This window comes from Sphingobium bisphenolivorans, from assembly GCF_000412635.1.
GTDB classification, from domain to species: Bacteria; Pseudomonadota; Alphaproteobacteria; order Sphingomonadales; family Sphingomonadaceae; genus Sphingobium; species Sphingobium bisphenolivorans.
The window spans coordinates 45,166-70,608 of record NZ_ASTG01000011.1 but is presented as its reverse complement, the minus strand read 5'-3'; the positions used below and the strand labels follow the sequence as shown (position 1 = coordinate 70,608).

The 25,443-nt window shown below is 61.3% G+C and carries 26 protein-coding genes and 1 tRNA gene; 17 read left to right on the top strand and 10 right to left on the bottom strand.

Annotation, left to right across the window (positions count from 1 at the left end):
• Positions 1–127 precede the first annotated feature (127 nt).
• The 13 genes from rplM (at position 128) to L858_RS0110030 (ending at position 11,718) form a co-directional block, all read left to right on the top strand.
• Entirely contained in the window at positions 128–607 is a 480-nt protein-coding gene (gene rplM, locus L858_RS0110090) for a 50S ribosomal protein L13 (RefSeq protein ID WP_022683028.1), read from the top strand.
• Positions 607–1,143, top strand: a complete 537-nt coding sequence (gene rpsI, locus L858_RS0110085; RefSeq protein ID WP_022683027.1) for a 30S ribosomal protein S9 — start codon at positions 607–609, stop codon at positions 1,141–1,143. The genes rplM and rpsI overlap by 1 nt, the downstream gene beginning before the upstream one ends.
• Before the next feature lie 138 nt (positions 1,144–1,281).
• A complete protein-coding gene (locus L858_RS0110080) occupies positions 1,282–1,464 on the top strand; it encodes a CsbD family protein (protein WP_022683026.1) in 183 nt (60 codons plus the stop codon).
• A gap of 177 nt (positions 1,465–1,641) precedes the next feature.
• A complete protein-coding gene (gene glmM / locus L858_RS0110075; protein ID WP_022683025.1) occupies positions 1,642–2,982 on the top strand; it encodes a phosphoglucosamine mutase in 1,341 nt (446 codons plus the stop codon).
• A complete protein-coding gene (locus L858_RS0110070; protein WP_022683024.1) occupies positions 2,982–3,206 on the top strand; it encodes a DUF1272 domain-containing protein in 225 nt (74 codons plus the stop codon). The genes glmM and L858_RS0110070 overlap by 1 nt, the downstream gene beginning before the upstream one ends.
• Positions 3,203–3,964 (top strand): bifunctional hydroxymethylpyrimidine kinase/phosphomethylpyrimidine kinase, encoded by a 762-nt coding sequence (gene thiD / locus L858_RS0110065; protein WP_022683023.1) that lies wholly within the window; start codon positions 3,203–3,205, stop codon positions 3,962–3,964. The genes L858_RS0110070 and thiD overlap by 4 nt, the downstream gene beginning before the upstream one ends.
• Positions 3,957–4,556: a ribonuclease HII gene (locus L858_RS0110060; protein WP_022683022.1), complete on the top strand. Its 600-nt coding sequence runs from the start codon at positions 3,957–3,959 to the stop codon at positions 4,554–4,556. Before thiD ends, L858_RS0110060 begins: the two co-directional genes overlap by 8 nt.
• A gap of 87 nt (positions 4,557–4,643) precedes the next feature.
• The gene (locus L858_RS0110055; RefSeq protein ID WP_022683021.1) at positions 4,644–5,297 is read left to right on the top strand and encodes a L,D-transpeptidase family protein; all 654 of its coding nucleotides are present in this window, start codon (positions 4,644–4,646) and stop codon (positions 5,295–5,297) included.
• Between the two features lie 276 nt (positions 5,298–5,573).
• A complete protein-coding gene (locus L858_RS0110050) occupies positions 5,574–7,376 on the top strand; it encodes an IlvD/Edd family dehydratase (RefSeq protein WP_022683020.1) in 1,803 nt (600 codons plus the stop codon).
• Positions 7,377–7,478: 102 nt separating this feature from the next.
• Positions 7,479–9,053, top strand: coding sequence for an aldehyde dehydrogenase (NADP(+)) (locus tag L858_RS0110045; RefSeq protein ID WP_022683019.1), 1,575 nt, complete (start codon positions 7,479–7,481; stop codon positions 9,051–9,053).
• Positions 9,050–10,027: an AraD1 family protein gene (gene araD1, locus L858_RS0110040; RefSeq protein WP_022683018.1), complete on the top strand. Its 978-nt coding sequence runs from the start codon at positions 9,050–9,052 to the stop codon at positions 10,025–10,027. Before L858_RS0110045 ends, araD1 begins: the two co-directional genes overlap by 4 nt.
• Positions 10,024–10,947 (top strand): Gfo/Idh/MocA family protein, encoded by a 924-nt coding sequence (locus L858_RS0110035; RefSeq protein WP_022683017.1) that lies wholly within the window; start codon positions 10,024–10,026, stop codon positions 10,945–10,947. Before araD1 ends, L858_RS0110035 begins: the two co-directional genes overlap by 4 nt.
• A gap of 21 nt (positions 10,948–10,968) precedes the next feature.
• Entirely contained in the window at positions 10,969–11,718 is a 750-nt protein-coding gene (locus L858_RS0110030) for a FadR/GntR family transcriptional regulator (RefSeq protein WP_022683016.1), read from the top strand.
• Between the two features lie 34 nt (positions 11,719–11,752).
• Here L858_RS0110030 and L858_RS0110025 read toward each other — a convergent pair whose 3' ends face one another.
• Both L858_RS0110025 and L858_RS0110020 read right to left on the bottom strand, forming a co-directional pair.
• Positions 11,753–12,373 carry a response regulator gene (locus tag L858_RS0110025; protein ID WP_022683015.1) on the bottom strand — a complete coding sequence of 207 codons (621 nt, stop codon included), beginning with the start codon at positions 12,371–12,373 and terminating at the stop codon, positions 11,753–11,755.
• Positions 12,351–14,093, bottom strand: a complete 1,743-nt coding sequence (locus L858_RS0110020) for a sensor histidine kinase (protein ID WP_081643335.1) — start codon at positions 14,091–14,093, stop codon at positions 12,351–12,353. Before L858_RS0110020 ends, L858_RS0110025 begins: the two co-directional genes overlap by 23 nt.
• A gap of 134 nt (positions 14,094–14,227) precedes the next feature.
• Here L858_RS0110020 and L858_RS20985 point away from each other — a divergent pair, with 134 nt between their 5' ends.
• Positions 14,228–14,674, top strand: coding sequence for a hypothetical protein (locus tag L858_RS20985; protein WP_022683013.1), 447 nt, complete (start codon positions 14,228–14,230; stop codon positions 14,672–14,674).
• Positions 14,675–14,755: 81 nt separating this feature from the next.
• On the top strand, positions 14,756–16,504 hold the full coding sequence (locus tag L858_RS0110010; RefSeq protein ID WP_152639804.1) for a carbamoyltransferase family protein: 1,749 nt from the start codon (positions 14,756–14,758) through the stop codon (positions 16,502–16,504).
• Between the two features lie 30 nt (positions 16,505–16,534).
• On the opposite strand, the gene L858_RS0110005 is transcribed toward L858_RS0110010, so the two are convergent.
• The 6 genes from L858_RS0110005 to L858_RS0109980 form a co-directional block, all read right to left on the bottom strand.
• Positions 16,535–17,101, bottom strand: a complete 567-nt coding sequence (locus tag L858_RS0110005) for a DUF1993 domain-containing protein (RefSeq protein ID WP_022683011.1) — start codon at positions 17,099–17,101, stop codon at positions 16,535–16,537.
• Between the two features lie 189 nt (positions 17,102–17,290).
• Complete coding sequence (locus tag L858_RS22545; protein WP_420801831.1) at positions 17,291–17,929, bottom strand: DUF6538 domain-containing protein; 639 nt, start codon at positions 17,927–17,929, stop codon at positions 17,291–17,293.
• A 223-nt stretch (positions 17,930–18,152) separates the two neighbouring features.
• Positions 18,153–18,323 carry a hypothetical protein gene (locus L858_RS21970; RefSeq protein WP_022683010.1) on the bottom strand — a complete coding sequence of 57 codons (171 nt, stop codon included), beginning with the start codon at positions 18,321–18,323 and terminating at the stop codon, positions 18,153–18,155.
• A 10-nt stretch (positions 18,324–18,333) separates the two neighbouring features.
• Positions 18,334–18,924: a recombinase family protein gene (locus tag L858_RS0109995; protein ID WP_022683009.1), complete on the bottom strand. Its 591-nt coding sequence runs from the start codon at positions 18,922–18,924 to the stop codon at positions 18,334–18,336.
• Between the two features lie 59 nt (positions 18,925–18,983).
• A complete protein-coding gene (locus tag L858_RS0109990; protein WP_152639803.1) occupies positions 18,984–19,406 on the bottom strand; it encodes a hypothetical protein in 423 nt (140 codons plus the stop codon).
• 387 nt (positions 19,407–19,793) lie between these two features.
• Entirely contained in the window at positions 19,794–20,258 is a 465-nt protein-coding gene (locus tag L858_RS0109980) for a hypothetical protein (protein WP_022683006.1), read from the bottom strand.
• A 711-nt stretch (positions 20,259–20,969) separates the two neighbouring features.
• Here L858_RS0109980 and L858_RS0109975 point away from each other — a divergent pair.
• Both L858_RS0109975 and L858_RS20980 read left to right on the top strand, forming a co-directional pair.
• Positions 20,970–22,466 (top strand): DEAD/DEAH box helicase family protein, encoded by a 1,497-nt coding sequence (locus tag L858_RS0109975; protein WP_152639802.1) that lies wholly within the window; start codon positions 20,970–20,972, stop codon positions 22,464–22,466.
• Between the two features lie 542 nt (positions 22,467–23,008).
• Positions 23,009–23,914: a helix-turn-helix domain-containing protein gene (locus L858_RS20980; protein WP_022683003.1), complete on the top strand. Its 906-nt coding sequence runs from the start codon at positions 23,009–23,011 to the stop codon at positions 23,912–23,914.
• 149 nt (positions 23,915–24,063) lie between these two features.
• Here the strand turns inward: L858_RS20980 and L858_RS0109960 are convergent, their stop codons facing one another.
• A complete protein-coding gene (locus L858_RS0109960) occupies positions 24,064–25,095 on the bottom strand; it encodes a DUF6538 domain-containing protein (protein WP_152639801.1) in 1,032 nt (343 codons plus the stop codon).
• 146 nt (positions 25,096–25,241) lie between these two features.
• Positions 25,242–25,317 (bottom strand) — tRNA-Thr (locus L858_RS0109955).
• Positions 25,318–25,443: the final 126 nt, after the last annotated feature.

Sequence of the window (25,443 nt, the reverse complement as noted above, 5' to 3'; positions counted from 1 at the left end):
TTATTTTACCCGCCAGCAATCCCGCCGAATCTCTTGACTTCCCGCCCCTCCCCGGTCATTAGCGCCCATCTTCTGGAATCCGGAAACGGGCTCCAGTTCACCAATTCATTCTTGGAGTATTGGCACCATGAAGGCGCTGATGAAGACCACAAAGCCGGCAACCCCGGCAACGGTCGAAAAGAAGTGGGTCCTGATCGACGCCGAAGGCCTCGTCGTCGGTCGCCTCGCTTCGACCGTCGCAAACATCCTGCGCGGCAAGCACAAGCCGTCCTTCACCCCCCACGTCGATTGCGGTGACAATGTCATCATCATCAACGCGGAGAAGGTGAAGTTCACTGGCCGCAAGCTGACCGACAAGGTTTACTACAAGCACACCGGCTACGCCGGCGGCATCAAGGAAACCACGCCCGCCAAGATCCTGGAAGGCCGTTTTCCCGAGCGCGTCCTGGAAAAGGCCGTTGAGCGCATGATCCCGCGCGGTCCGCTCGGCCGTCAGCAGATGCGCAACCTGCGCATCTTCGCCGGCGCGCAGCATCCGCACGAAGCGCAGAACCCCGAAGTGCTCGACTTCGCGTCGCGCAACCGCAAGAACAAGGTGGGTGCATAATGTCCGATAACCGCCAGTCCCTGTCCGACCTCGCGTCGCTGACCGCCAACGCTCCGGCTCCGGCTGCTGCTGTCGACGCTTCGGCTGCCGATGCGCCGATCGCTCCCGTTCAGCCCTCCGCTCCGCTCCGCCAGCAGGAAATCGACAGCCTCGGCCGCGCCTATGCGACCGGCCGTCGCAAGGACGCCGTCGCCCGCGTCTGGGTGAAGCCCGGCACCGGCAAGATCACGGTCAACGGCCGCGATCAGGAAGTCTATTTCGCTCGTCCTACGCTGCGTCTCGTCATCAACCAGCCGTTCGGCGTCACCGAGCGCGAAGGTCAGTATGACGTGATCGCCACCGTCAAGGGCGGCGGCCTCTCCGGTCAGGCCGGCGCGGTCAAGCACGGCATCGCCCAGGCGCTCAGCAAGTATGAGCCGGCGCTGCGGAGCGCGGTCAAGGCCGAAGGGTTCCTGACCCGCGACAGCCGCACCGTCGAGCGTAAGAAGTACGGCCGCGCCAAGGCTCGCCGCAGCTTCCAGTTCTCGAAGCGCTGATCCGCTCGACAACGAAATCTGGGAAGGGCCGGTTTTCCGGCCCTTTCTTTTTGCCCGGCCGTTGCGGTCGCGTACCGGTAGCAACCTTCTTCTTCACCGCCCGTTGATCTCGCAACTGCAAACGACAGGAGACGATTTATGGGCGAACTGACCGACAAAGCGAAGGCCGCCGCCAACAAGGCGGCCGGTTCGGTGAAGGAATCGGTAGGCCGCAATCAGGCTGATCCTGATCTCGAGGCTGAAGGCAAGGCGCAGAAGGCCAAGGGCACCGCGCAGAATATCAAGGGTTCGATCAAGGGCGCTTTGGGCGACGACATCTGAACCTCGACTCTAGGAAAGAGAAAGGGCCTCGCGGTGACAGCGGGGCCCTTCTCATGTCTTGCGCACTGTCTCCCCACATCAAATCGGTTGATTTGCGACGCCATGTCGCTGCCCGGTGGAAAGTCGAACAAAGCTTGCTATGGGAAGGACAAACAGGTCGCATAGTGGTGGCAAGCGATGAGCAGGAAATATTTCGGAACTGACGGCATCCGTGGCCGGACGAACCAATGGCCGATGACCGCCGAGCTGGCGATGAAGGTCGGCATGGCCGCAGGCAAGCACTTCCAGCGCGGCGATCACCGCCACCGAGTCGTCATCGGCAAGGACACGCGGCTCTCAGGCTATATGGTCGAAAATGCCTTGGTGGCAGGCTTCACCGCCGTCGGCATGGACGTCGTACAGTTCGGCCCGATCCCCACGCCGGCCGTCGCCCTGCTCGCGCATTCGATGCGCGCGGATCTGGGCGTCATGATCTCGGCCAGCCACAATCCCTATTTCGACAATGGCATCAAGCTGTTCGGACCGGACGGCTATAAGCTGTCCGACGAGGATGAGCTGAAGATCGAAGCCATGCTGGAACAGGATATTCCCCTCGCCGCCTCACAAGACATCGGCCGCGCCCGCCGGGTCGAGGACGCGCGCGGCCGCTACATCCATGCCGTGAAATCGAGCTTCCCTGCCGACCTGCGGCTTGATGGACTGAAGATCGTCGTCGACTGTGCCAATGGCGCGGCTTATCAGGTTGCGCCCTCCGCCCTTTGGGAACTGGGCGCGGAAGTCGTCGCGATCGGCGTCACGCCCAATGGTATCAATATTAACGAGCAATGCGGCTCGACCGCGCCGCAATTGCTGCAGGAAACGGTCGTCTCGGCGGGCGCCGATATCGGCATCGCGCTTGATGGCGACGCGGACCGCCTGATCGTGGTGGATGAGCAGGGCGAGATCATCGACGGCGACCAGATCATGGCTCTGATCGCCAGGAACTTCGCACGCGACGGTCTGCTGCGGGGCGGCGGGCTAGTCACGACGGTCATGTCGAATCTGGGGCTAGAACGCCTGCTTTCAGCGCAGGGGATCGGCCTTGAACGCACCAAGGTCGGCGACCGCTACGTGCTGGAACGGATGCGGGAGGGCGGCTTCAATGTCGGCGGCGAGCAGTCGGGGCATATGATCTTGTCCGACTATGCGACCACTGGCGACGGCACCGTGGCGGCGCTGCAGGTCCTTGCCGCGCTGGTGCGATCCGGCAAGCCAGCCAGCGAAGTGCTCCGCCAGTTCGATCCCGTACCGCAACTGCTGAAGAATGTCCGTTTCTCCGGGGGCAAGCCGCTGGAGCATGAAGAGGTGCAGCGCGTCATCGCGCAAGCCGAGGCGGAACTGAACGGCTGCGGCCGGCTGGTCATTCGCCCGTCGGGAACGGAGCCGGTCATTCGCGTCATGGCCGAAGGCGATCGGGAAGAACAGGTCAGGGACGTGGTCGAACGCATCTGCGACGCCGTGGCGAGAGCAGCCGCCTGATGCTGGAGATGCGCCCGGATTGCGAGCGCTGCGGAGCCGATCTACCGGCCGATGAACCAGGGGCGTTCATCTGCTCTTTCGAATGCACCTGGTGCGCGCCCTGCGCCGAAGCGCTGGACGATCGCTGCCCCAATTGCGGCGGCGAGTTGATGGACCGGCCGACGCGCACCGGCGAGGCGCTGAAGCGGCATCCCGCCTCGGCGGAGCGGCACTTCAAGGCATGAAACCGGCACGCATCCTCGTGATAGCGGGGTCCGACAGCGGCGGCGGCGCGGGTATTCAGGCGGATATCCGAACGGTGACGCTGCTCGGCGGCCATGCCATGACCGCTGTCACCGCGATCACCGCGCAGAACACGCTGGGCGTGCAGGGCGTGCACGCCGTTCCGGCCGAGATGGTGCTCCAGCAGATGGAAAGCGTCATCAGCGACATCGGGGTCGATGCGGTGAAGATCGGCATGATCGGATCGGCGGAAACGGCCGCTGCCGTGGCGGAGCGGCTGGGGGCACTGGATAATGTGCCGATCCTGTTCGATCCGGTCATGGTCGCCACCAGCGGTTCCGTTCTGGCGGACGCCGCCACGATCGCAGCCTTTGAGCAACTAATGGCGCTGGCAACGTTGGTGACGCCCAACATTCCCGAACTGGAAGCCTTGGGCGGCGAGGAAATCGCTATGCGCTTCGGCACCCATGTGCTGGCGAAGGGCGGGCACGGTGACGGCCCAATGCTCACCGACCGGCTGATCGGCCCGCGGGGCGTTCGCAAGGCGTGGAGCAATGCGCGGCTCGACACGCAGCACACCCATGGCACCGGCTGCACCCTGGCGAGTGCGATCGCGACTGGCCTCGGCCAGGGCTGGGACCTGATTGACGCCATCGAACGGGGTCGCAAATATGTCCGCGAGGCGCTGGCCTCCGCGCCGGGCCTCGGCCAAGGACATGGCCCCATGGGGTCGCCGTTCGGATTTCACCTTCATGCCTGATTTCGTCTATGAGCTGCGCCATCACCCTGCACTTGTCGCAGGCGTCGATGAAGCCGGGCGCGGGCCGCTCGCCGGACCTGTGGTCGCCGCCGCGGTGATCCTGCGTCAGGACGATTGCCCCGATGGCCTCAACGACAGCAAGCAGCTGACCGCCGCCCGCCGCGCCATGCTGGAGGGCGAGATAAAGGCGCGTGCACTGTGCTGGGGGCTGGGCGTCGCTTCCGTCGAGGAGATAGACAGCATCAACATCCTCTGGGCGACGATGCTGGCGATGACACGCGCGGTCGAAGCGCTGGCCCATGATTGCGGCCATGTGCTGGTCGATGGTAACCGCTGCCCGCAATGGCGATGGGCGTCGACCGCCGTGGTCGAGGGCGACGCCAAATGCCTTTCCATCGCCGCAGCCTCGATCCTGGCGAAAGAGGCGCGCGACCGGATGATGGTGGAAGCGGCACAGACGCATCCCCATTATGGCTGGGAAAGCAACAAGGGCTATGGCAGCCCGCAGCATCTGGCGGCGCTGCGCGAACATGGCGCCACGCCGCTCCACCGCCGAAGCTTTGCGCCCGTTGCGCAGCTCAGCCTGCTGTAAAGACCAGGTCGACAGACTGTCTCGTCGCGGGAACGGTGGGATATAGCGGGGCTGGCGCTGGCGCTACTTATGGTTAAGAAAGGATGTATGTCCTTTGCCCGGGCCTTTGCCACGCTCCTCTTCGTCCTCCTGCTGGGGCTGGCACCGCCCGCTCTGGCGGACACTGGCAGTCAGCTCGCGTCAGGCAGTTATCGCTGGCTGGACGAAGGCCAGGTCGAGGGGCCGATATACCTCATCATCAGCATCGAAAAGCAGATGGTGCACGTCTATAGCGGCGATCGGCTGATCGGCCTGGCCAGCATATCGACCGGCATGACGGGACATCGCACACCAACGGGCGAGTTCGCCGTCCTGCAAAAGCGCGAGTGGCATCGGTCCAACCTCTACAGCAACGCGCCCATGCCCTTCATGCAGAGGCTGACATGGGACGGCATCGCCCTGCATGCGGGACATAATCCCGGCTATCCCGCCAGCCATGGCTGCATCCGCCTGCCCCACGCCTTCGCGCGCAAGCTGTTCGGCCTTACCCAAATCGGTACGCTGGTTAGCGTGACCTCGGATCAACTCAGTCCGACGCTGCTGGTCGATGCGCTGGTGGTGGGCGACCCCGGAAGCGCCATCGTCACCTTTACGCCGGATGCAAAGCCGCCCGTTGCCCTCGCAGAGGCGACCGCAACACCGGCTGTGCCGATGCTGGAGGTCGACCCCGCTATCTTTCGCATGCGGTTGATGCGGCGGTGAAGCCGTAGAGCCGTAAGGCCGCTGACTCGGTTCAGGCCTCCGATCGTTCGGTCCACCTCCTGCCCCATTCCCAGCGTTCACTCTCCCTAGTCGCGAGCGAAGGATCATCCCCGTCGTTTAGCGCGTTGGTGCCTCACAGCGGGTGGTCACGCATGATTTTTGCACGCACGCGTTCGCCGCAGCTTGAATTTACATTTGTATGAGTATATCGCGCTTCCGAACGGACCTATGCGCCCCGTCTTCAATATGCACTTTCACCGTCAGGATGCCTTTTAGATGAGCGATTCGCCCAAGCCCACGCCGAAGCTGCGCAGCCGCGCCTGGTTCGACAACCCCGACAATATCGACATGACGGCGCTTTATCTGGAACGATATCTGAACTTCGGCCTGAGCCTGGAGGAGCTGCGCAGCGGCAAGCCGATCATCGGCATCGCCCAGACGGGCAGCGACCTTTCTCCCTGCAACCGCCACCATCTCGTCCTGGCTGAGCGCATCCGCGAGGGCATAAGGGAAATGGGCGGCATTGCGCTGGAATTTCCGGTCCACCCGATCCAGGAAACGGGCAAGCGCCCGACCGCCGGCCTCGATCGGAACCTCACCTATCTGGGCTTGGTCGAGGCGCTGTACGGCTATCCGCTGGACGGCGTGGTGCTGACCACGGGCTGTGACAAGACCACGCCCGCATTGCTGATGGCGGCGGCGACCGTCAACATTCCAGCCATTGCCCTGTCGGTGGGGCCGATGCTGAATGGCTGGTTCAAGGGCCAGCGCACGGGGTCCGGCACCATCGTCTGGCATGCGCGCCAACTGCTGGCGGCAGGCAAGATCGATGACGAGGGCTTTATCAAGCTGGTGGCGTCCTCGGCCCCCTCGACCGGCTATTGCAACACGATGGGCACCGCCTCCACCATGAACAGCCTTGCCGAAGCGCTCGGCATGATGCTGCCCGGTTCGGCGGCGATCCCAGCCCCCTATCGCGACCGGCAGGAAGCCGCCTATCGCACGGGCAAGCGCATCGTCGAGATGGTGGCGGAGGACCTTAAGCCCTCCGATATTCTGACGCTCGACGCGTTCCACAATGCCATCGTCGTCAACAGCGCCATTGGCGGATCGACCAATGCGCCGATTCACCTTGCCGCAATCGCGCGCCATATCGGCGTCGATCTGCCGCTCACCGATTGGGAGACGGTCGGGCACAAGGTGCCGCTGCTCGTCAATCTTCAGCCGGCGGGCGAATATCTGGGCGAGGATTATTACCGCGCGGGCGGCGTGCCGGCTGTGATGTCGCAGCTGATCGAGCAGGGCCTGATCCGCGAAGGCGCGATCACCGTCAACGGCAAGACCATAGGCGAAAACTGCAAGGGCGTAGAGATCGAGGATGAGCAGGTGATCCGCCCCTACGGTCAGCCGCTCAAGGAAGAGGCGGGCTTCCTCGTCCTGTCCGGCAATCTGTTCGACGCCGCGATCATGAAGACCAGCGTGATCAGCGACGAGTTCCGCCAGCGTTACCTGTCCAACCCCAACGACCCCAATGCCTTTGAGGGGCCGGCGATCGTGTTCGACGGACCGGAAGATTATCATCACCGCATCGATGACCCGGCGCTCGGCATCACGCCCGACACGCTGATGTTCATGCGCGGCGCCGGGCCGATCGGCTATCCCGGCGCGGCGGAGGTCGTGAACATGCGGCCACCCGTCTACCTCATCACGGAAGGCGTGTCCGCCCTCCCCTGCATCGGCGATGGCCGCCAGTCGGGGACGTCGGGGAGTCCATCGATCCTCAACGCTTCGCCCGAAGCAGCGGCGATGGGCGGCCTCGCGCTGCTCCAGTCCGGCGACCGGGTGCGCATGGATCTCAACAAAGGGCAGGTAAACGTGCTCATTTCCGATGAGGAACTGGCCGCCCGCCGTACCCGCTTGGAGGCCGACGGCGGCTATCAATATCCCGCCTCGCAGACCCCGTGGCAGGAAATCCAGCGGTCGCTCGTCGGGCAGATGAACAGCGGCGCCATTTTGGAGGGCGCGGAGAAATATCAGCGGATCGCCCAGACCAAGGGCCTGCCGCGCGACAATCACTAAGGGATCATTGCGCGCTTTGCATCGAGGGATGCCGGAAAGCCAACGCCGTTTTCCTGCTTCATCCTTTAGCCAGACTATTTTCCGATTTTCGAGGAGTCAGCCATGTTTAACGGAGCCATCCTGATCGGCGCAGGCGAGCGTCGCGGCGGCGAACCATTCCACGCCGTCGATCCGTCGACCGGCGCAAAGGGCGAAGTCGCCTTTTCGAGCGCGACGCCCGCCGATGTGGCGGAGGCCTGCGCCCTCGCCGAAGCCGCGTTCGAGAGCTTCTCGACGCTCAGCCCCGACGCACGCGCCGGGTTCATGGAAGCCGTTGCAGACCAGATCATGGGTATCGGCGACCTGCTGATCGAAACCGCCATGGCGGAAAGCGGCCTGCCGCGCGCCCGTTTGGAGGGCGAGCGCGGCCGCACCGTCGGACAGCTCCGCCTGTTCGCCAGCTATGTGCGGCTCGGCGACTGGCTGGATGCGACCGTCGATCGCGCCCTGCCGGAGCGGCAGCCGCTGCCGCGCGCGGACCTTCGCCGCGTCAATCATTCGGTAGGTCCCGTGGCGGTGTTCGGCGCGTCCAACTTCCCCCTCGCCTTCTCGGTCGCGGGTGGCGATACGGCTTCGGCTTTCGCGGCGGGTTCGCCCGTCGTGGTAAAGGGTCACGCCGCGCATCCCGGCACCGGCGAGCTCGTGGCGCGGGCAATCCAGGCTGCGGTCAAGGCCTGCGGCCTGCACGAGGGCGCCTTCTCCTACCTGCCCGGCAATGATTATGCGCTGGGCGGCGCCCTCGTCTCCGATCCCCGCATCAAGGCCGTTGGCTTCACCGGCTCGCGCGGTGGCGGCACGGCGCTGATGAAGATCGCGGCGGAGCGGGCAGAGCCCATTCCCGTCTATGCCGAAATGTCGAGCATCAACCCGGTGGTACTCCTGCCGGGCGCGCTCGCGGCGCGCGCGGAAGCGCTGGGCACCGCCTTCGTCGGATCGCTCACCATGGGTTCGGGGCAGTTCTGCACCAATCCGGGTCTGGTGATCGCGCTCGACGGGCCCGACCTCGACAAGTTCGTCGCCGCAGCGGCAGAGGCGCTTTCGGGCGCGCAGGCGCAGGTCATGCTGACCCCCGGCATTCACGCCGCTTATGAGAAGGGCGTCGCCGCACTTCTGGGTGCGGAGGGCGTCACCACCATCGGGCGCGGCGTGGCAGGCGAAGGACATCGCGGCCAGGCCGCCTTCTTCTCGGTCGACTCAGCGGCGTTCAGGTCGAACCCGGTCTTTGCCGAGGAAGTGTTCGGCTCCTCCTCAGTACTCATCAAATGCTCGAGCATTGATGAAGTGATCGCGACCATTGCAGGTCTTGAAGGCCAGCTGACTGCAACCCTCCAGATCGGTGAGGGCGACGAAGGTGACGCTGCGAAGCTGCTGCCGACGCTGTCGCGCAAGGTGGGACGCATCCTCACCAACGGCTGGCCGACCGGCGTGGAAGTGACTCATGCCATGATCCATGGCGGGCCTTATCCATCGACCTCCGATGGCCGCTCGACTTCGGTCGGCACGCTGGCGATGATGCGGTTCCTGCGTCCTGTCTGCTATCAGGACGTGCCCGACACGCTGCTGCCGCCCGCGCTGCAGGAGAGCAACCCCTGGGGCCTGACGCGGCGAATTGAAGGAAAGCTGGAGGTCGCGGCATGATCCGCTCACTGGTGCAATTTGAGGAAGGCGGCGCCCGTGCCGTGGCCGCAATCGACGAAAACGGCGCTGCCAGGCGAGTGACCGGAGCAAGCTCCACCCGTCAGCTTGCGCTGGACGCCATAGCCGAGCGGCAGGGCTTGGCGGCCTTTGCCGGGGACAGGCTTGGCGAACCGGTGGACCTGTCCGCCGTGACGCTGCTCAACCCGATCGATCACGAGGACCCGGCGCATCTGCTGGTGGCCGGCACCGGGCTCACCCATCTCGGCTCGGCGGAAGGCCGGGACAAAATGCACAAGGCGGCGTCTTCGGGCGACCTGACCGACAGCATGCGCATGTTCCTGATGGGCGTCGAGGGCGGCAAGCCCGCTGACGGCGGCATCGGTGCGCAGCCCGAATGGTTCTACAAGGGCGACGGGCAGATCCTGGTAAATCCGGGCGAGGACTTCACCATGCCGGCCTTCGCCGAAGACGGCAGCGAGGAACCGGAGGTCGCGGGCATCTACCTCATCGATGCGGACGGCACGCCGGTGCGCCTCGGCTTCGCGATCGGCAATGAATTTTCCGATCATGTGACGGAGCGCGGCAATTATCTGTGGCTCGCCCACTCGAAGCTGCGTCAAGCATCGCTCGGCCCGGAACTGCTGCTGGGCGACCTGCCGGAGGATCTGCGCGGCACCAGCCGGATCGTCCGCCATGGCGAGACAGTGTGGGAAAAACCCTTTCTGTCGGGTGAGACGAACATGTCGCACACGATTGAGAATCTGGAGCATCACCATTTCAAATATGGCCTGTTCCGCCGGCCGGGCGACATTCACGTCCATTTCTTCGGCACGGCCACCCTCTCCTTCTCCGACGGATTCGCCACGCAGGAGGGCGATGTGTTCGAGGTGGAGGCGCCTCCCTTCACGCTGCCGGTACGCAATGGCCTGAAGCGCGCGATGGACGAGGGTAAGACGAAGGTGAAGGCGCTGTGACGATCAAGGCGGGCCTTGTCGGTCTGGGAAAGATCGCGCGCGATCAGCATCTGCCCGCGATCGAAAAGACCGGCGGCATCGATCTGATCGCAGTCGCTAGCCGCAACGCGCAGGGCGAAGGGGTGAATAATTATCCCGACCTCAGCGCGATGCTGGCCAGCGAGCCGGATATGGACGCGGTGATCCTCTGCCAGCCGCCGCAGGTCCGCTATCAGGCAGCGCGGCAGGCGATAATGGCGGGCAAGCATGTCTTCCTGGAGAAGCCGCCCGGGGCGACGGTGTCGGAGGTGGAAGCGCTGATCGCGCTCGCCAAGGACAAGGGCGTGACGCTCTACGCCAGCTGGCACAGCCGCTACGCCGCCGCCGTCGCCCAGGCCAAGGCTTGGATCGCGCCGCGCGCGATCGAGCGTATAGCCATCCAATGGCGCGAAGATGTGCGCCACTGGCACCCCGGCCAGCCATGGATTTGGGAAGCGGGCGGCTTTGGCGTCTTCGATCCGGGCATCAACGCCCTCTCGATCCTGACCGAGATCGTGCCCGAGCCGGTGACGCTGCTGTCCGCCAGCCTCGAGGTGCCGGCCAACAAGGATGCGCCGATCGGCGCCGCGCTCCAGATGGCGACGGCTTCGGGCGCGCCTGTGGAAGCCGTGTTCGACTGGCGGCAGACCGGTCCCCAGACATGGGACATCGCGGTCGAGGCAGGCGGCGGCAGTCTGCTGCTGTCCGAAGGCGGCAACACCCTGCGGCTGGACGGTGAGGTGCAGTTGAAGGCGCCGGACGAGGAATATCCCGCCATGTACCGCCGCTTCGTAGGTCTAGTGGCGGACAAGGCCATCGACGCAGATATTGCGCCTTTGCGGCTGGTCGCCGACGCCTTCCTTTGTGGTCGACATTGCCCTACGACGGCCTTCGAAGACTAGGGTCACCAAGGAGCCGAAATTTTGGGAAGCGAGCGTAAAGACGGGACGGAACGCAAGTTCGGAAACGAGGAAGGCTCGCTTCGCATCCACCAGGCGATCGCCCGGCAACTGGGCACGGCTATCCTGATGGGCGTCCACAAGCCCGGCGAACTGTTCGAAGGAGAAATCGAGGCTTCCGAGCGGCTTCAGGTGTCCCGCACCGCCTATCGCGAAGCGGTGCGTATCCTGATCGCGAAGGGCATGCTGGAGAGCCGTCCCAAGGCAGGAACCCGCGTGCTGCCGCGCGCGCGCTGGAATGTGCTGGACCCCGAAATGCTGGCCTGGATGTTCGCGGGGGAGCCGGACCCGGAGTTCATCCGCGACCTGTTCGAACTGCGCGGCGTGATCGAGCCTGCAGCAGCTGAATTCGCTGCGCGCAGGCGAACGGAAGAGCAGCTTGTGACGATGGACGAGGCGCTGGAGGAAATGGGCCGCCATGGTCTCTCGACGGCGCAGGGCCGGGCTGCCGACCAACGCTTCCACAATGCCATTCTGGCCGCCACCCACAATGACGCGCTCGCCGCGCTGGCTAGCTCTGTCGGTGCCGCGGTCAGCTGGACCACCACGTTCAAGCACCGCAAGCAGGCGCTGCCGCGCGATCCCGTGTCCGATCACCGCGCCGTGCACGAGGCCATCGCCGCCCGCGACACCGCAGCCGCCCGCAGCACGATGGCGGAACTGCTTCGCCGCGCTCTTGCTGACATGGACATCGCCATGTCGGATCGGATGTGAGTCAGGGAACGCCAAGGGTCTGCATCATCCTGCCCTAGTTCAGGATCAGGGAAGCGAGAGCCGTCCGATTGGCGATCTGAAGTTTCTGATAGATGTTCTGCAGATGGATCTTCACCGTGCCGGCCGATGACTCCAGTTCCCGCGCGATCATCTTGTTGGAATAGCCACGGCAGACAAGCTTTGCGATTTCCAACTCACGTCGGGTCAGCATGGCGCAGGCATCGGCCTGGTCCTTCAGAACCGGCGCCGGTACCTCCGCCTTTGCCAGCAGATCGGCCGGCAGCCAGCGGCGTCCGGCCGCAACTTCGCGAAGACAGGTGATCAGCGCCTCCGGCGCGCTTTCCTTGAGCAGCAGGCCGGAGACACCCAGGTCCAGCGCTTCGGCAATCTGCCCCCCCGTGATGGTCGCCGTCAGGAAAATGATGGGAACGCCCAAGCGCTGATCGATGACAGCCTTCAATATGTCCATGCCACCCAGGTCCGGCATGCTGACGTCGATCACGCCGATCGAGGCACCTTCTCCCCTCAACAGTTCCAGCGCCTCGCGGCCCGATGTGCTGGCACCCACGATGGTGAAATCGGGCTCCAGTTCCAGGAGATCGCACAATCCGCGCAAAAGCAGCGGATGGTCGTCACACAGGACAAGGCCGCACATCGGCATTTCCTTCCAACGGCAGGCTGATGAGCATCGATAGGCCTGGGGCGGTGTGGGTGATGGTGAAGGCGCCGCGCAGATCGGCCACCCGTGCGGCCATGGAACCGGGCAGCTTGCAGCCGGTCGGCGCCGCACCGCTGATGCCGCACCCATTATCGGCAATTCGCAAATGAAGCGCCTGCTTTTCCAGAGCGGCGGAAAGTCTCAGTTGCGTCGCTCCTCCATGCTTGACGGCATTGGCTGTGGCTTCCGCAAGCAGTTTCGAAATCTCCGAAGCCATCAGACCGGATATGACAAGTTGTTGTGGCTCGACATCCACATCGATTTCACAATTCCATTGCTCACGCAAGGATGCGGCACATGTCTTCAGACTGGCCCGCAGCGAATTGTCGATGTCCGGGAGCTGAACATTTTCGACATAATATCGCACCCGGCGCTGCTGATCGAGGATGACGTCATTGACCAGCGCCAGACCTGCCCGCGCATCTTCGGGTACGCGGATCATGGTCGCCTTCAGCCTTAAGCTGGCGGCCGTCAGGTCTTGCAGGATGCTGTCGTGCAGGTCGCGGGCAAGGCGGGTGCGCTCCTCGGCCCGCGCCGCCTGCGCAACGTCGCCCATCAACGCGAACCGCTCCAGCTCCGACGCCACGCGAGCCGCGATGATGGCGGTGAAGGATGCCCCCTCCTCATGATGGCAGGCAGGGTTGATAACGAACAGTTCGCCGCGAAATCGGATGCCCGAAAAAGGCGCTGAATAGGCGGCGCGAAACCGGACGGACGGCAGCAGATCGGGTATAGCCGAACTCGATCGGGAAAGCAGCTGCAACAGGCGGCGGATCGTCGCGGTCGCCCCCGCCGGATGCAGCAGTTCCGCGTCGATCGACGCCCATAGAGCGGGGTCGGCAACGTCGGCGATCTGCAAGTCGCCGCCATTCCAGACCGCGACCATGCCCGCGGCTTCCTCCTGATCCTGCCAGAAGACGATCAATTGCGGGTCGCCCAGCACATCCGCCGCATGCCCCAGCAAGGATCCGAGCCATGCTCGCGGGTCGGCTGACAGCAGGCTCGCCGGCCAGGCAGCGAGCCGCTCCAGCCGGGCACGGCTGAAATCGCGCGAGGCGCCGAAATATCCCAGCATCAGCGCGGCGACCAGAAAATAGGCCGACCGCATGATGAGGATGTTGAGCTCCGACTCCCCGTCTTCCAGGTCGGGCCAGCCGACGATGAGCAGCACCGCCTCCACCGCCACCGCCCCGGCGATAGCGCCCAGCAGGCCCCAGCGAACCGTCGTCACCAAGAGGATGAACGGCAGGAAGGCGCAGAAAGGGCTGCTCAATTCATCGGTCAGCAGCGCCAGTCCGCTGATCACCGCCAGATCGATCGCATGGCTCAGCAAATGAAGCGGGTGGTCGAGCGTCCGGCGTATGGGCCAGATCGTCAGAACGAGCGCAAACAGGAAATAGGCCGCCAATGCCAGGCGCGTTTCCGAGGTGAAGGAGGCAGGCTTGGTGGGGTCCAGATACACTGCCAGAATGGCGAACAGCGCCGTGATCAGGCGCCCCGCGTCGATGAGCCGCTGCGGGTCGACCGATTGCAGCAGATTGGCAGGACGCGTCCGGCCCTTGGGCATGGATAGCTGCCCTCTGCCGGGCAGTTCCGCTCGCCGACCACCTCCCACGCCTGCACTCCCTTCGGACAGGAAGGTAGCAAAGCGCGACATTCCGCCAATTGCGATTAAGGATATGGAAAAAGCAAGGATGCCCCGGACGGTGTAAGCCGCCGCTCATTCTTAAGAGCCTATACGGATGCGGTCGCATCCCACCTTATTATAGCCGGGACGAAGGGAGCGACGCCATGCATGCTCTGATCATCCTGGAAATTACGAGACAGCGCGATGGCGCCTTGCCGGGGCGGCTCCTGCATCTGGCCTACCGCGCCAGCCAGCGCGGACGGGTGCTGCTGCTTCTAAATGGCGTATCCTCATTTGAAGTCGATGCGGTGCTCGATCCGCTCGTCCAGGAAATGCCGCTGGATATACCGGGCCTGCTCTATTGCGACATCAACGATCCCGTCTGCATCCCAGAAGCCCTCCGCCAAGCTTCGATGATCTTCATCTCTCCACAACTGGCGCGGCGCTGCCAGGCAATGGAGAGCTGCGCCCGCAGCCTCCGGGGCTCACCGGGGGCAGCCTTGCCAGTGCTGGAACGGATGAGCCGGCCAACGTCTCTGCGCGAACTGGCCGTGCGGGTACGCAGGCCGCGCGGCGCGTCTACACCCTTGCGACCGAAGGAAGTATGCTGATCGGCAGACTTTTCAAGCGTGCCTGAAAACATGATCCTTTCCCGACCGATGATGGCGCTGCTGCGGCCAAGGGGAGGGATCATGGACAATTTTCTCGGCTTGTTCGAAGGGGGCTATGACCCCAGTGCCGCCTTGGTATGCGACGGACGCCTGATCGCCTTCGCTGAGGAGGAACGCTTCCTGCGCAACAAGCATGCAAAGGGATGGTATCCCGCGCGCGCGCTTCGTTACTGTCTTGATCAGGGCGGGATCGACGCAGCCAGCGTCCGGGCACTTGCGATCAATTGGGATGTCCCATCCTACACCAATGGCGTGATGCGCAACTTCTTCCAGACCATGCGAAACGACTGGTCGGTAGATGCGAAGACTGTCGCCTGGCAGAACAGCCTTCTCCACGGATTTTCCGACGACGCGCTGGTCGGGCGCCACAACGCGGCCTGGCGCAAGGCGCTGGGCGCCAGCGCCGCGCCGCCGATCCACCCGGTTCCTCACCATTATACCCATGCATTGCATTCCTATCTGCAATCCCCGTTCGACGAGGCGCTCTGCCTGACTGTCGATGGGTCGGGGGATCAGCTGTGCACGGTGTTGTGGCACTGCAGTGGCGATGACATCGTTCCGATCTACGAAGTGCCGATGCCCCATTCGCTCGGCTGGTTCTATGCGGCAGCAACCGAATATTTGGGCTTCGAAGCCTATGACGGGGAATATAAGGTCATGGGGCTTGCTGCCTATGGATCCCATGATCGGGAGATCAAGGCTGCGGTCGACAAGATGCTGTTCCCAGCTCCCGACGGGATCGGTTATCTCCTCGACCCGCACATGATCCACTATGGTCCGCACAGCTGGTCGGACCGCTTTACGGATTATCTCCCCCGCTTGCTCGGCCGGGAGCCGCGCGCGGAAAACCAGCCGATCGAGGAATGGCATCACAACTTCGCCTTCGCCGTGCAGGAGGCGCTCGAACAGGCCGTCATGCGCCTCGTGCAATGGGGTCAGGCGAAGACGGGATGCACCAACCTGTGCGTTGGCGGCGGTGTGGGCCACAATATCAAGATGAACAGCAAACTCTATGAGGTGGAGGGGATCGAACATATCTTCCCGCATCCGCTTTGTTCGGACAGCGGGGCAGCTGCGGGGGCCGCTTTCGCCGCCTGCTGGCAGCAGACCGGGGCGCGGCCTGAAAAGCTGACGACGCTGGCACTCGGACCGGAACAGAGCGACGCGGAGATTGAGGAGATGCTCGCGCGCTGCGGCATCGACTATCATCGGCCGAACGATATCGCGCAGGCGGTCGCGGTCGACCTCAGCGAAGGTCGCATCGTCGGCTGGTTCCAGGGCCGGATGGAAGCGGGGCCGCGTGCGCTGGGGCAACGCAGCATCCTGGCCGACCCGCGCGCGGTGGAGGCCCGCGACAAGGTCAACGCGGTCATTAAATATCGCGAACCCTGGCGCCCCTTCTGCCCGTCCATGAAAGCTGAAGCTGCCGACCGTTATCTGGAGCGTAGCGACGATGCGCCCTTCATGGTCATCGCCTTCCGCGCAAAGCCGGAGCTTTCCCGCGACGCGCCGGCCATCGTCCATGTAGACGGCACCGCCCGGGTGCAGATGGTCCATTCCCAGACCCACCCGCTGTTCCATCGTCTGCTGAGCGCTTTCGAGGATCTGACCGGCGTCCCGGTGCTGCTCAATACATCCTTCAACGTCAAGGGCGAGCCCATCGTCTGCAGCGCGGTCGATGCGGTACGCACCTTCTTCGGCACGGGCATGGACACATTGGCGCTGGGCAACTGCCTGATCCGCAAGTCTCCTCCAGCTTTCGCGGAATGACGAACGGCCTGACAGCGGCGGGCTCTACCATCAGGCGGGCGGCAAGCTTCCCGGACGCAAATAGGGGAACATATGCGCGACATAGTCCGCCTTGCCGAGGGGAACTCCCTCGGCGCGCAGGATCGCGTATGCAATCATTATGTGGAAATAGAATTGCGGCAGCGTCCAGTCCCGGGCATATTGCTCCGCTGTGAGATCGAAGATCAGCCCGTTGGGCAGCGCATGGGCGATCGGCCTTTCCGGGTCCGCATCCAACGCCCCGCGGGCAAGGCCGTCCAGCAACGCCACCGTCTCATCGATCCTCGCCTGGGCGTCGGAGAATGAACCCGGCTGGTCGCATGCATTTCTCCCCTCGTTCAGCAGCGCTTCGACAGAGGGCGGAAAATTCTCTCCCCTCAGCCGGAACACCGCTTCCTGAGCCTGCACGCAAGCAAAGCGGATCTGCGTCGACAGCGGAAACATGTCGGGCGCAAGCCGCGCGGAAAGAAGCGCCTGCGCCGTCTCCGCAGGGAGTTCGGCCTGGGCCTTTCCCAACCAGGCAGAGAGCGTCTGCAACATCTGCTTGTAGGTCGGCACGAGGAGGTTGGTTAGGGACATGACAGCGGCTTCCGATCGGCGTTCTGCGAGTGCTCGTCGTCCTGACAGGGTTTGGGAGCGATTGGCAAGCCTCGGGCGGGCGCGCTCCTGAGCCAAGGACAAGTCCAGTGTTATCTATAAGGATCACCCATTGCTTCGTCTCCGGTCGGGTGAGGCAGGCGCTGAAGCACAGCCATAAGGTCGCGGCACTTATCTCGATCCATGTCTCTGAGAGACATGTCTTCCCCCAAAATGGCAGCGACGGGGGTCGAAAGTCTTCCGGTAGACAGCTTCACTCTTCGCGGTCCGCGAGCGCGTGGGATCGGCCATGTAGCCGTCAATCGCATCTTTGAGCGTTCGACATGCGGGTTCAGGAGCAATCACTGAAACGATGGAAAGGTGGACTGTTCGTGTGTGCTCCCCGACCACGCCTGATGTTCGTTCCCCGCGACGAGCCTGTTCGAACTCAAGTTCTATTTCATACGCAACCCTTCGTGCGGCGCGCAAAGCATCGTGAAAAGACGTCGTTTTCAGTGATCGATTGATCCGCACCAGCCCCACCAATCCAACCAAATCGTGAGGGACTCGCACTCGATATTGATAGGTTGCGCCGCGACGCCACAGCCCTTGTGGCCGCTTGGGTGACACCTTTGGGTTACAGATTAAATGGCGATTTTTCGTCGATTCTGATATGGTTAAACCATGATCAGAAACCTTTATGGGCGACACCCTTGGGTTACAGTCGTGGGCGGACGATCTGTTAGATCGTTGTTTTGTGGTTGTTTTTAGGAGGCTGGTGCCGCTTACGTGACAGGTGTCCGGGCTGAGAGAGCTATTTTTGTCGGGCATTGAGGATTTCTCCTGTATTTTCAGCGGGTGCAGTTTGAGTCCGCTTACGGGACCGCATTACTGCCCGGAACTCAGCGCATAAAAGATCGGCGGCCTCGAAGGGCCGCCGATAGATGAGAACTCTATCGATCTCGATTGAGCCTCAGGGTCGCGAGTTGGAAGTTATGGGGCGGCTTTGAGTCGCGCTTGGATGGATCGGACAGACTGGACGATCAGCGGATCGTCAGGCCGGATCGGTCGATGGCCCTTGCCCATCCTCATTCACGATCCCGGCATCGTCATCGGACGATTGCTGAGCGCGTTGCCGCTCTTCGGCGTCAGCTTTCCGCTTCGCTTCAACCTTGGCTTTGAGTGCCGCGTAGCGTTCCGGCCCTATGGTAGGGATGTCTTTCATTCTATTTTCCTCATGCGGCTTTGGCCATCTGCTGTTTGAGACGGTGGACGGTCGCGACACCAACCCTGAGCTTGCGGGCCGTGGCATTGATGCTCATGCCCTTGGACAAGGAGCGCCTGATCTTCTCAGCCTTCTCAGGATCGAGTGGCGGGCGACCCGATTTCTTCTCCGAACGGGCGAGCCCTGCCATGATCCGGCTGCGGATAAGCTCGCGCTCAAAATCGGCAAAGACGCTGAGCATCCCGAACATCGCCCGTCCCGATGGGGTGCTGGTATCGAGCGCCTGCTGATGGAGATAGAGGTCCACGCCCTTCGCATTGATCTCAGTGAGGAAGGTGACGAGATTTTGTAGGGAGCGTCCCAGACGATCCACGGCCCAGCAAGCCACCAGATCGATCTCACGGCGCGCCACGGCTTTCATCAGGGCATCGTAGCCGGGACGCTGTTCACGACCTTTCGCGCCGGAGATGCCCTGATCGGTGAACTCGGCGACGATCTCCCAGCCATTGCGCTCAGCAACGGCGAGGAGTTCACGGCGCTGATTTTCGGTGGTCTGGCTGTCCTGTGAGACGCGGGTGTAGAGGGCGATGCGCTTGGTCATTCCAGCATGGTCTCACAGTTCCGAAATGCCACCAACTAGTTCTTTTAGTTCGATTATTTTCAGGATGACGGCTGGTCGGCTTGGTCGCGCGGGTCGTCCTTCTCGGGATAGCAGTAAGCTGCTGAGAAGACATGAGACGTGCCATCCGTCCCCGTCGAGCCATTGGCTGCGAGGTAGAGGCGGTGCAGGCATTGGCCGATCTGCTGGATCACACTGCCTTCGAGGAAGGCGACTGCGCGGCCACCCTCTGGGCGAGCGATTTCCAAGAAGGCGACCTGATGCGGCCAGTGATCTCGTTGGAGCCATACTCCATTCTTGAGATCGATGTTGAGGGTCAGTTCGGGGGCTTCGCCGCTGAGCAATGTCGCGAGGGTCAGGGCGTTGGTCGCGCTGATCCGGCGCACTGCGGACACGGACTTGTCTTCGGCCTCGATGGTGATCGAGATTTCGTTGCCGATGAGTTCCAGTTCAACACGTTCCATCCGGCCTCCCTCAGTGATCCACATGGGGATTGCACAGTTCGCCAGACAGTCAAGTAGTTCATTTAGTTCGATATTTTTCTGAGGATAGGATGCGGGGCTCGCTCGTTATGTCCGCATCCACACTTCTGGCGCAGGAGGGCGCGATGTTCGGGAGCAAGAAGTCCGGCAAGGGTGGTAAGGAAGATCGTCACCGCGAGCGGAAGGAGAATGAAGCGAGGTGGGGCTTCCTCGGCAGTGCCAAGGATGAGAGCGACCGCCGGGCCTCACGCGGAGAAGGGTGGCACGAGCCTCGGGATTAAGCCTTAGGTGAGGACCTATAATAAGTCGGACGGCGCATCGACAGACCAGCGGGGCCGGATCGACAATCCGGCCCCTGCGCTGCTGCGGTTATTCCTTGCCAAGGAAGCGAACAGCGGCGGACCGTCCAGCGGGATCAGTAAGCCGATGGCTGGCTTCTTTGGTCCCCTGATCATAGCGGATCGCCACCAGCAGGTTCAGCGGGGTCTTGAGATCACGAAGCTCACTCGCCGTCGCCACCTTCTTGAGCCTTGCCGACAGCTTGGAGGCCATCGCACCGATTTGGGTGGGTGAGATGTTCAGCTTCGCAGCGATGGCTCGAATGTCGAGATAATCGTCGGCATTGACCAGCACCTTCAGATACTCACCGTAGATCGACGGAAGGGGTGCGGCGTTCAGGGCGGCGATGATGCGATCAGCGGCATCATCCGGATCGTCGCTCGCAGGTGTTAGCTCCTCAGACCGAAACCGCTTCTGCGCTTCGATCAGATACTCGGCTTCTGCGATCGAGAAGCAGGGGAGGTAGACGAGCGGAGAGGTGGAGGACTGTAGCATGGGACTGCCTTTCTTTAGCGTCGGCAAGAATGACTGGGCCGAGGCTAATCATAAATCAGCCATTCAGACGACGCTGTCAACGGCAAAAATGCACTTAGGGTCGCCCGTGCCAATTTTGCCGACCTTGTGCCATTCTGGCCATCGTTCAATTTCCAACTGATTTGCGCACCGTTTCCCAAACCCTTGCCGCCACCCTTTGCGGAACACGGTTTTCCGCGATTTTGCCAGAAGCGAGTTCAACGACGGTTTTGGAATGGGCGTCCGCTCGCCGATCTATAGGGTGGCGGGCTGCGCCCCGCATTCCTTCCCAGAAGACTTTGCCGCGAACAATGTGATGCTCGCGAAATCCAACTTTGGAACCCGCGAACAGGGAGACGACGGGACATCGTAGATGTCGCGACGACGAACCTGTTCTGCTGAGCGGACCGGCGACCGAGCCGGTGCGCTCATGCATCCCATCTTCCAATGGATCATCATGGCGTCGGCATGCTGGGGCATGCCTTCGATCAATTGCCATAGCGGGAGAGGGCGCAACGCCCTGTCCCGCCACAACAATTGATATTTTGGGTAGAGAAATGTGTCCGCTGTAATTCCTACCTTATTAGGGAAATAGAACGGACGCGAAATAGATCGGCAAATGGACAGTTTAATAATGCAGATCATAATATCGCTAGTGTATAAAGGTTGTGAAGGAGATTTTTAAGGACATATATGAAAATTATTATAGATGAATCACCAACTGGAAGCGGAAAGACCTATCGCGTATTGGAGGATATAACGAAAGAATCATGCAAAGTTTTGTTCATCGTGGAACGGATTGAGCGATTTAGCGAACTCCGTCAGGAAATCGTCAAACTCGCCGCAGTTCAGGGAACACATCCGACCATCGTTGACATCCACAGCAACTCGCGCAGTCGAACGAACAGCGTGAGCCGCAGGATCGAGGCTATCCCGGATGATTACCGCCTTTATCGACATGTTATCGTCCTCGCCACTCATGCCGCTATGCTACGAAGCGATTTCAGCGGCTTCGCTGGATGGCAAATCATTGTGGATGAGGTGCCTAATTTCCTCGATTTCGAACAAAAGCAGACGCATCTCGATCAGGCATATTTCGAGAAGTTCTATGAACTTAAACCTCTGGATGGCGAGTGGTATGCGGTCGTCGCAACGCCTGCCGGTATAGCGCTAACCGCCGCCGATGTTCGGGCTGACGAGTCTCACAGCCATCTCGCGGTTTTTCATCGCCGTGTGCTGGATGCGTCGCGCCCAGATGCAACGCGTTTCGTCCTCTGCAACCTCCCCGACTGGACCGCTATGGCGGACAAGAAGGTTCAGTGGTGTTGGGCTAGTGCGTTCTCACTCTGGGAATTGCAGGCTTTTGATCGCATCACCCTGCTGGGCAATCGCTTTCGCGCGGACATCGGCAGCATGATTTCAGCGACGCTCGATGTCGAGGCGATTGAATGGAGCACTAGGGAATCCCTCAAAGGCAAGAGGGACTTCCATCACCGTGTCGTGAACATTCAATATTTCTCTGAACACCGCTGCGCTTCTCGAAACCTGTTCGACAGCGCAAGCGGGCAGGTCATGCTGAACGAGATCGGCGCATATCTTGCGGGCGAATTGAACGGCGTCGAGTGCATTTGGACAGCCAATGATCCGGCGAACGACGATTCGAGTTTCGAAGACTCGGTTTCGGCGCGGAAGGGTCTGGAAGCGGCGGGGTTGAGCCCCTCGAATTACCTATCGCCACGGCAAGCCGGAACGAACGCGCACCAGAAAAAGAGCCATGTTGCAGCCATTTATTCCGCCAAACCGGCTCCCAATCTCATCGCACTCCTGAAGGCGCTCAACATTCCCGTTGAGTATTGGACCCGCAGCATCGAGCATGAAACCATCCTCCAGTTCGTGACCAGAACCAGCATCCGCGACGAGGGCAACTCGTCGCCCGTGCACATCTGGGTTTTTGACCGCGAGCAAGCACTCTATCTCAAAGAATATTTCGACGGCCTTGTTTATGTCGCGGCGACGATGAAGAAGGTCGAGAACGGGCCGGAGATTCCACTGCTCGAACGGCGGGGACCCAAAACGACGATGCGAACCCCTGAAGAAAAGGCCGCCTACGATGCAGAGAAGCGTCGAAGGGACGCCGAACGCAAGCGAGAGGCCCGGGCTAAGGCAAAAGCGCTGAAAAAAGCAGCTTAATTAGCCAGACGAAACATCACGGCGTCGTAGGCGGATTCAAATCCCATCCGTACGACGCCGGGTGCGCCTCGACTTAGATGTCTCCAACGCCCCTTACAATTTTGCTGACACCACAGGCGCAACTCATCGCCTCGTTCTTCGGGGCACTCCTCATCGCGGAGCGGGATTTCGGCGATGGCGACAGGCGTGATGGCCTTCTGGCTCAGCGTGAGGGCTGCGACGCGGCGGACCAACTCTTGAATAGATATGTTTTCCATAGGGTTATTTATCCGTTGGGCCGCTGTTTCTGTCCTCGTCGCAGGGGTTCGCTGAGGCGTTGGCACGAGAGTGAAGCGACGCTGTGACCGTGAAGCCTATAAAGCGCCTATAAAAGTCTGCGAGGCGCGACAGATTTTGCTCCAACTCACCGCAACGCGCCGCATAAGCATTAAAACGCCACAATATGTATGCCATTGAGATGCATTTCTATCCATTATCCACATATACGCCTATTGATGGGTATATTATTTGCGGCATATCATCTCCCTATTGGAGATTGAGACATGGCAGAGATAAATCCGAAGAATCTAAGGTGGCTCAGAGAGCGCAAGAACCTCACACTCGATGAACTCGCTGTCCGAGCCAAAGTGGATCGTGGAACGATCAGCAAAATCGAGAATGGAAAAAGAGCCGCACCAAGGCCCTCGACCGTTCGAAGGCTTGCTTCCGCCCTTGGCGTCGATGCAGATGCGCTTGTCGGCTCCGACATTGAGAAACCTGAGCGGTCGTCCGTCCTGTCTCCGAAGTCTCAGTTGAATTTCAAAATGTCCAACGATGCGCGAAATGCGCTCAACCTGACCGCCGCCCGTTACAATGTTAAGGCGGGTCAAATTCTTCACCTCGCTCCTCTTCTCTTCTACTGGGCGGCAGAGATGAGTTTGAAGTGGCGACGAGAGCGGGTTGACTATATCGCCCAAAAGCTTGACGCATTGGCGAGCGCGCCCCAGCCGAAGCACTTGAGTGGCCTCGCAACAAACAATTGGCAAGGCGAGGATATCATTGCCGAAGAGCGCCGATCAATTGAACGGCGAGACATATTTGGAATCGAAATTAAAGATGAATCGGTCGCATTCGATTACGATCATGGTGAGCAAAATCCGATGTCTCAGTTTCTCGCCTCGGTTGCCGATTCACTCGGAGACAATGTCCAATTCGAATTTTGGTCCCCTGACTGGACCCAGCCTCTCTATACACTTGGAATGGAAGAGGCTCTCGAACTTGTTGGTGGGGACGAGGATGCTGCGCATCATATCGTTCATGGGAACGCCCCACTGCATGAGATGCCAAAAGAAGTCCGTGAAGGCGGAGAAGCGGTCATCGCCCAATGGGCTAAAGAGCATGGCGATAAGGCCCTCAGCAGCTTGATGAATCTTGATCAACTGCTTCTCGGCACAGGAGTTGAGAAATGAGTGAGATGACAGTCTCCATACATGCAGTGGCCCGCATGGCTCAGAGGGCGATTCTGCCCAGCGATTTGGACATCATTCTGGCCTTCGGTTCAGAGGTTGAGGGTGGGATACTCGTGCGAGACAAGGATGTTGAATGCGCCGAGCGGGCACTACGCAATCTTCTGAAACGCCTGCAAAAAGTTAAGGGCAAGCGCCTCGTGCTGTCCGATGGCTGTCTGGTGACCGCCTATCACGCGTCGGCCCTCCCCCTGCCCGGTGACGATGAAACACCATATGCCGTCGAGCTTCCGCACATCCGCTGCGTGTAGCTGGCAAATCTCATTCAGCCTCATCCCAGCGAACAACCCGATGAGGGGAATCCAAAACCGCGAGCGCTTCGGCCTTTCTTTACCTATCGTGGCGAAGCCTCGCTCATCATCGACGCAACCGCGATAAATCGGCGCATCGAAAATCCGTTGAAGTTGCTGAACGGAGAATGGGCGTCGCTTCTCGCGCGCTGCCGTTCCATCGGCGATTTTCAACCCTTGGGCTGGGTTCCGCGTCAGCATCTCCTCCTTCACGGCCCAGTTAAAGAGCGTCGAGAGCTTGTTCATATATTCATTCACATTCGCCACACTCATTGGTGCGATGCCCTGCGCCGTTGCCATGTCCGCGAGTGCTCGCGGCGGCATATCCGGCCAGCGCTTCTTGGCGTTGGGCGGCAAGCGCCGCAGAACTTCCAGAATCTCCCGACAGGTTTCGCGGTTAATTGAGGCAGCAGACGCATCAGGGCCGACGATCCCCAAGATCGTCGCATAGGTGGTCCGGTAGATCATTTCGCTCTTGGCTGTCCGCGCTGATGTAGGATCGTTCAGATATCGTTCGCTGATTTCCGCAAGCGTCAGCGCGGCGGGGACCGAAGGAGCAATGTCGGGGACGATGGGGCTGACGATCCGTTCGGTTCGCGGCTCGACTGTGGGCAGCACTGTTCCGCCTTCGATCACAGATGTCTGATCGAAATAGGCCTCAATCTCGAAAGCAACCTTCCTGATCAATCGTGTCGCGACTGAAAAGGAAGCGGTTTTCAAAGATCGGTTGATGTGGGTGCGGCCAATCCGGTCGATCAGATCGACAGGGACACGGACACGATATTGATAGACCGCCCCTCGTCGCCACAGCCCGCAATGCCGTCTGTGCGACACCTGTGTGTCACAGTTTGATCGACGATTCTGCAAGTGTTTTGAAGCATTTACATGCCCCTCATCGACCCTTTTGTGCGACAGTGGTGTGTCACAGTCAGGGGCGGACGATCTATTAGATCGTTGTTTTATGGTGATTTTATGAGGACTGGTGCCGCTTACGTGACTCGAACACGTGACCCCATCATTACGAATGATGTGCTCTACCAACTGAGCTAAAGCGGCGTTGGGGCGGGCAGATAACAGTGGTTAGGGCGCAGGACAAGCGCTCTCGTTCAAATTCTCCATATGACGCTCCAAAAGGCCGGGCGGGCGCAAAGGCGGGGGCGGCTTTACGGGCTGTTTACCATC

Coding starts and splice junctions, on each gene's coding strand:
- rplM (WP_022683028.1), top strand. CDS start 128: ATGAAGGCGCTGATGAAGACCACAAAGCCGGCAACCCCGGCAACGGTC.
- rpsI (WP_022683027.1), top strand. CDS start 607: ATGTCCGATAACCGCCAGTCCCTGTCCGACCTCGCGTCGCTGACCGCC.
- L858_RS0110080 (WP_022683026.1), top strand. CDS start 1,282: ATGGGCGAACTGACCGACAAAGCGAAGGCCGCCGCCAACAAGGCGGCC.
- glmM (WP_022683025.1), top strand. CDS start 1,642: ATGAGCAGGAAATATTTCGGAACTGACGGCATCCGTGGCCGGACGAAC.
- L858_RS0110070 (WP_022683024.1), top strand. CDS start 2,982: ATGCTGGAGATGCGCCCGGATTGCGAGCGCTGCGGAGCCGATCTACCG.
- thiD (WP_022683023.1), top strand. CDS start 3,203: ATGAAACCGGCACGCATCCTCGTGATAGCGGGGTCCGACAGCGGCGGC.
- L858_RS0110060 (WP_022683022.1), top strand. CDS start 3,957: ATGCCTGATTTCGTCTATGAGCTGCGCCATCACCCTGCACTTGTCGCA.
- L858_RS0110055 (WP_022683021.1), top strand. CDS start 4,644: ATGTCCTTTGCCCGGGCCTTTGCCACGCTCCTCTTCGTCCTCCTGCTG.
- L858_RS0110050 (WP_022683020.1), top strand. CDS start 5,574: ATGAGCGATTCGCCCAAGCCCACGCCGAAGCTGCGCAGCCGCGCCTGG.
- L858_RS0110045 (WP_022683019.1), top strand. CDS start 7,479: ATGTTTAACGGAGCCATCCTGATCGGCGCAGGCGAGCGTCGCGGCGGC.
- araD1 (WP_022683018.1), top strand. CDS start 9,050: ATGATCCGCTCACTGGTGCAATTTGAGGAAGGCGGCGCCCGTGCCGTG.
- L858_RS0110025 (WP_022683015.1), bottom strand. CDS start 12,373: ATGTGCGGCCTTGTCCTGTGTGACGACCATCCGCTGCTTTTGCGCGGA.
- L858_RS0110020 (WP_081643335.1), bottom strand. CDS start 14,093: ATGTCGCGCTTTGCTACCTTCCTGTCCGAAGGGAGTGCAGGCGTGGGA.
- L858_RS20985 (WP_022683013.1), top strand. CDS start 14,228: ATGCATGCTCTGATCATCCTGGAAATTACGAGACAGCGCGATGGCGCC.
- L858_RS0110010 (WP_152639804.1), top strand. CDS start 14,756: ATGGACAATTTTCTCGGCTTGTTCGAAGGGGGCTATGACCCCAGTGCC.
- L858_RS0110005 (WP_022683011.1), bottom strand. CDS start 17,101: ATGTCCCTAACCAACCTCCTCGTGCCGACCTACAAGCAGATGTTGCAG.
- L858_RS22545 (WP_420801831.1), bottom strand. CDS start 17,929: ATGCCCGACAAAAATAGCTCTCTCAGCCCGGACACCTGTCACGTAAGC.
- L858_RS21970 (WP_022683010.1), bottom strand. CDS start 18,323: ATGAAAGACATCCCTACCATAGGGCCGGAACGCTACGCGGCACTCAAA.
- L858_RS0109995 (WP_022683009.1), bottom strand. CDS start 18,924: ATGACCAAGCGCATCGCCCTCTACACCCGCGTCTCACAGGACAGCCAG.
- L858_RS0109990 (WP_152639803.1), bottom strand. CDS start 19,406: ATGGAACGTGTTGAACTGGAACTCATCGGCAACGAAATCTCGATCACC.
- L858_RS0109980 (WP_022683006.1), bottom strand. CDS start 20,258: ATGCTACAGTCCTCCACCTCTCCGCTCGTCTACCTCCCCTGCTTCTCG.
- L858_RS0109975 (WP_152639802.1), top strand. CDS start 20,970: ATGAAAATTATTATAGATGAATCACCAACTGGAAGCGGAAAGACCTAT.
- L858_RS20980 (WP_022683003.1), top strand. CDS start 23,009: ATGGCAGAGATAAATCCGAAGAATCTAAGGTGGCTCAGAGAGCGCAAG.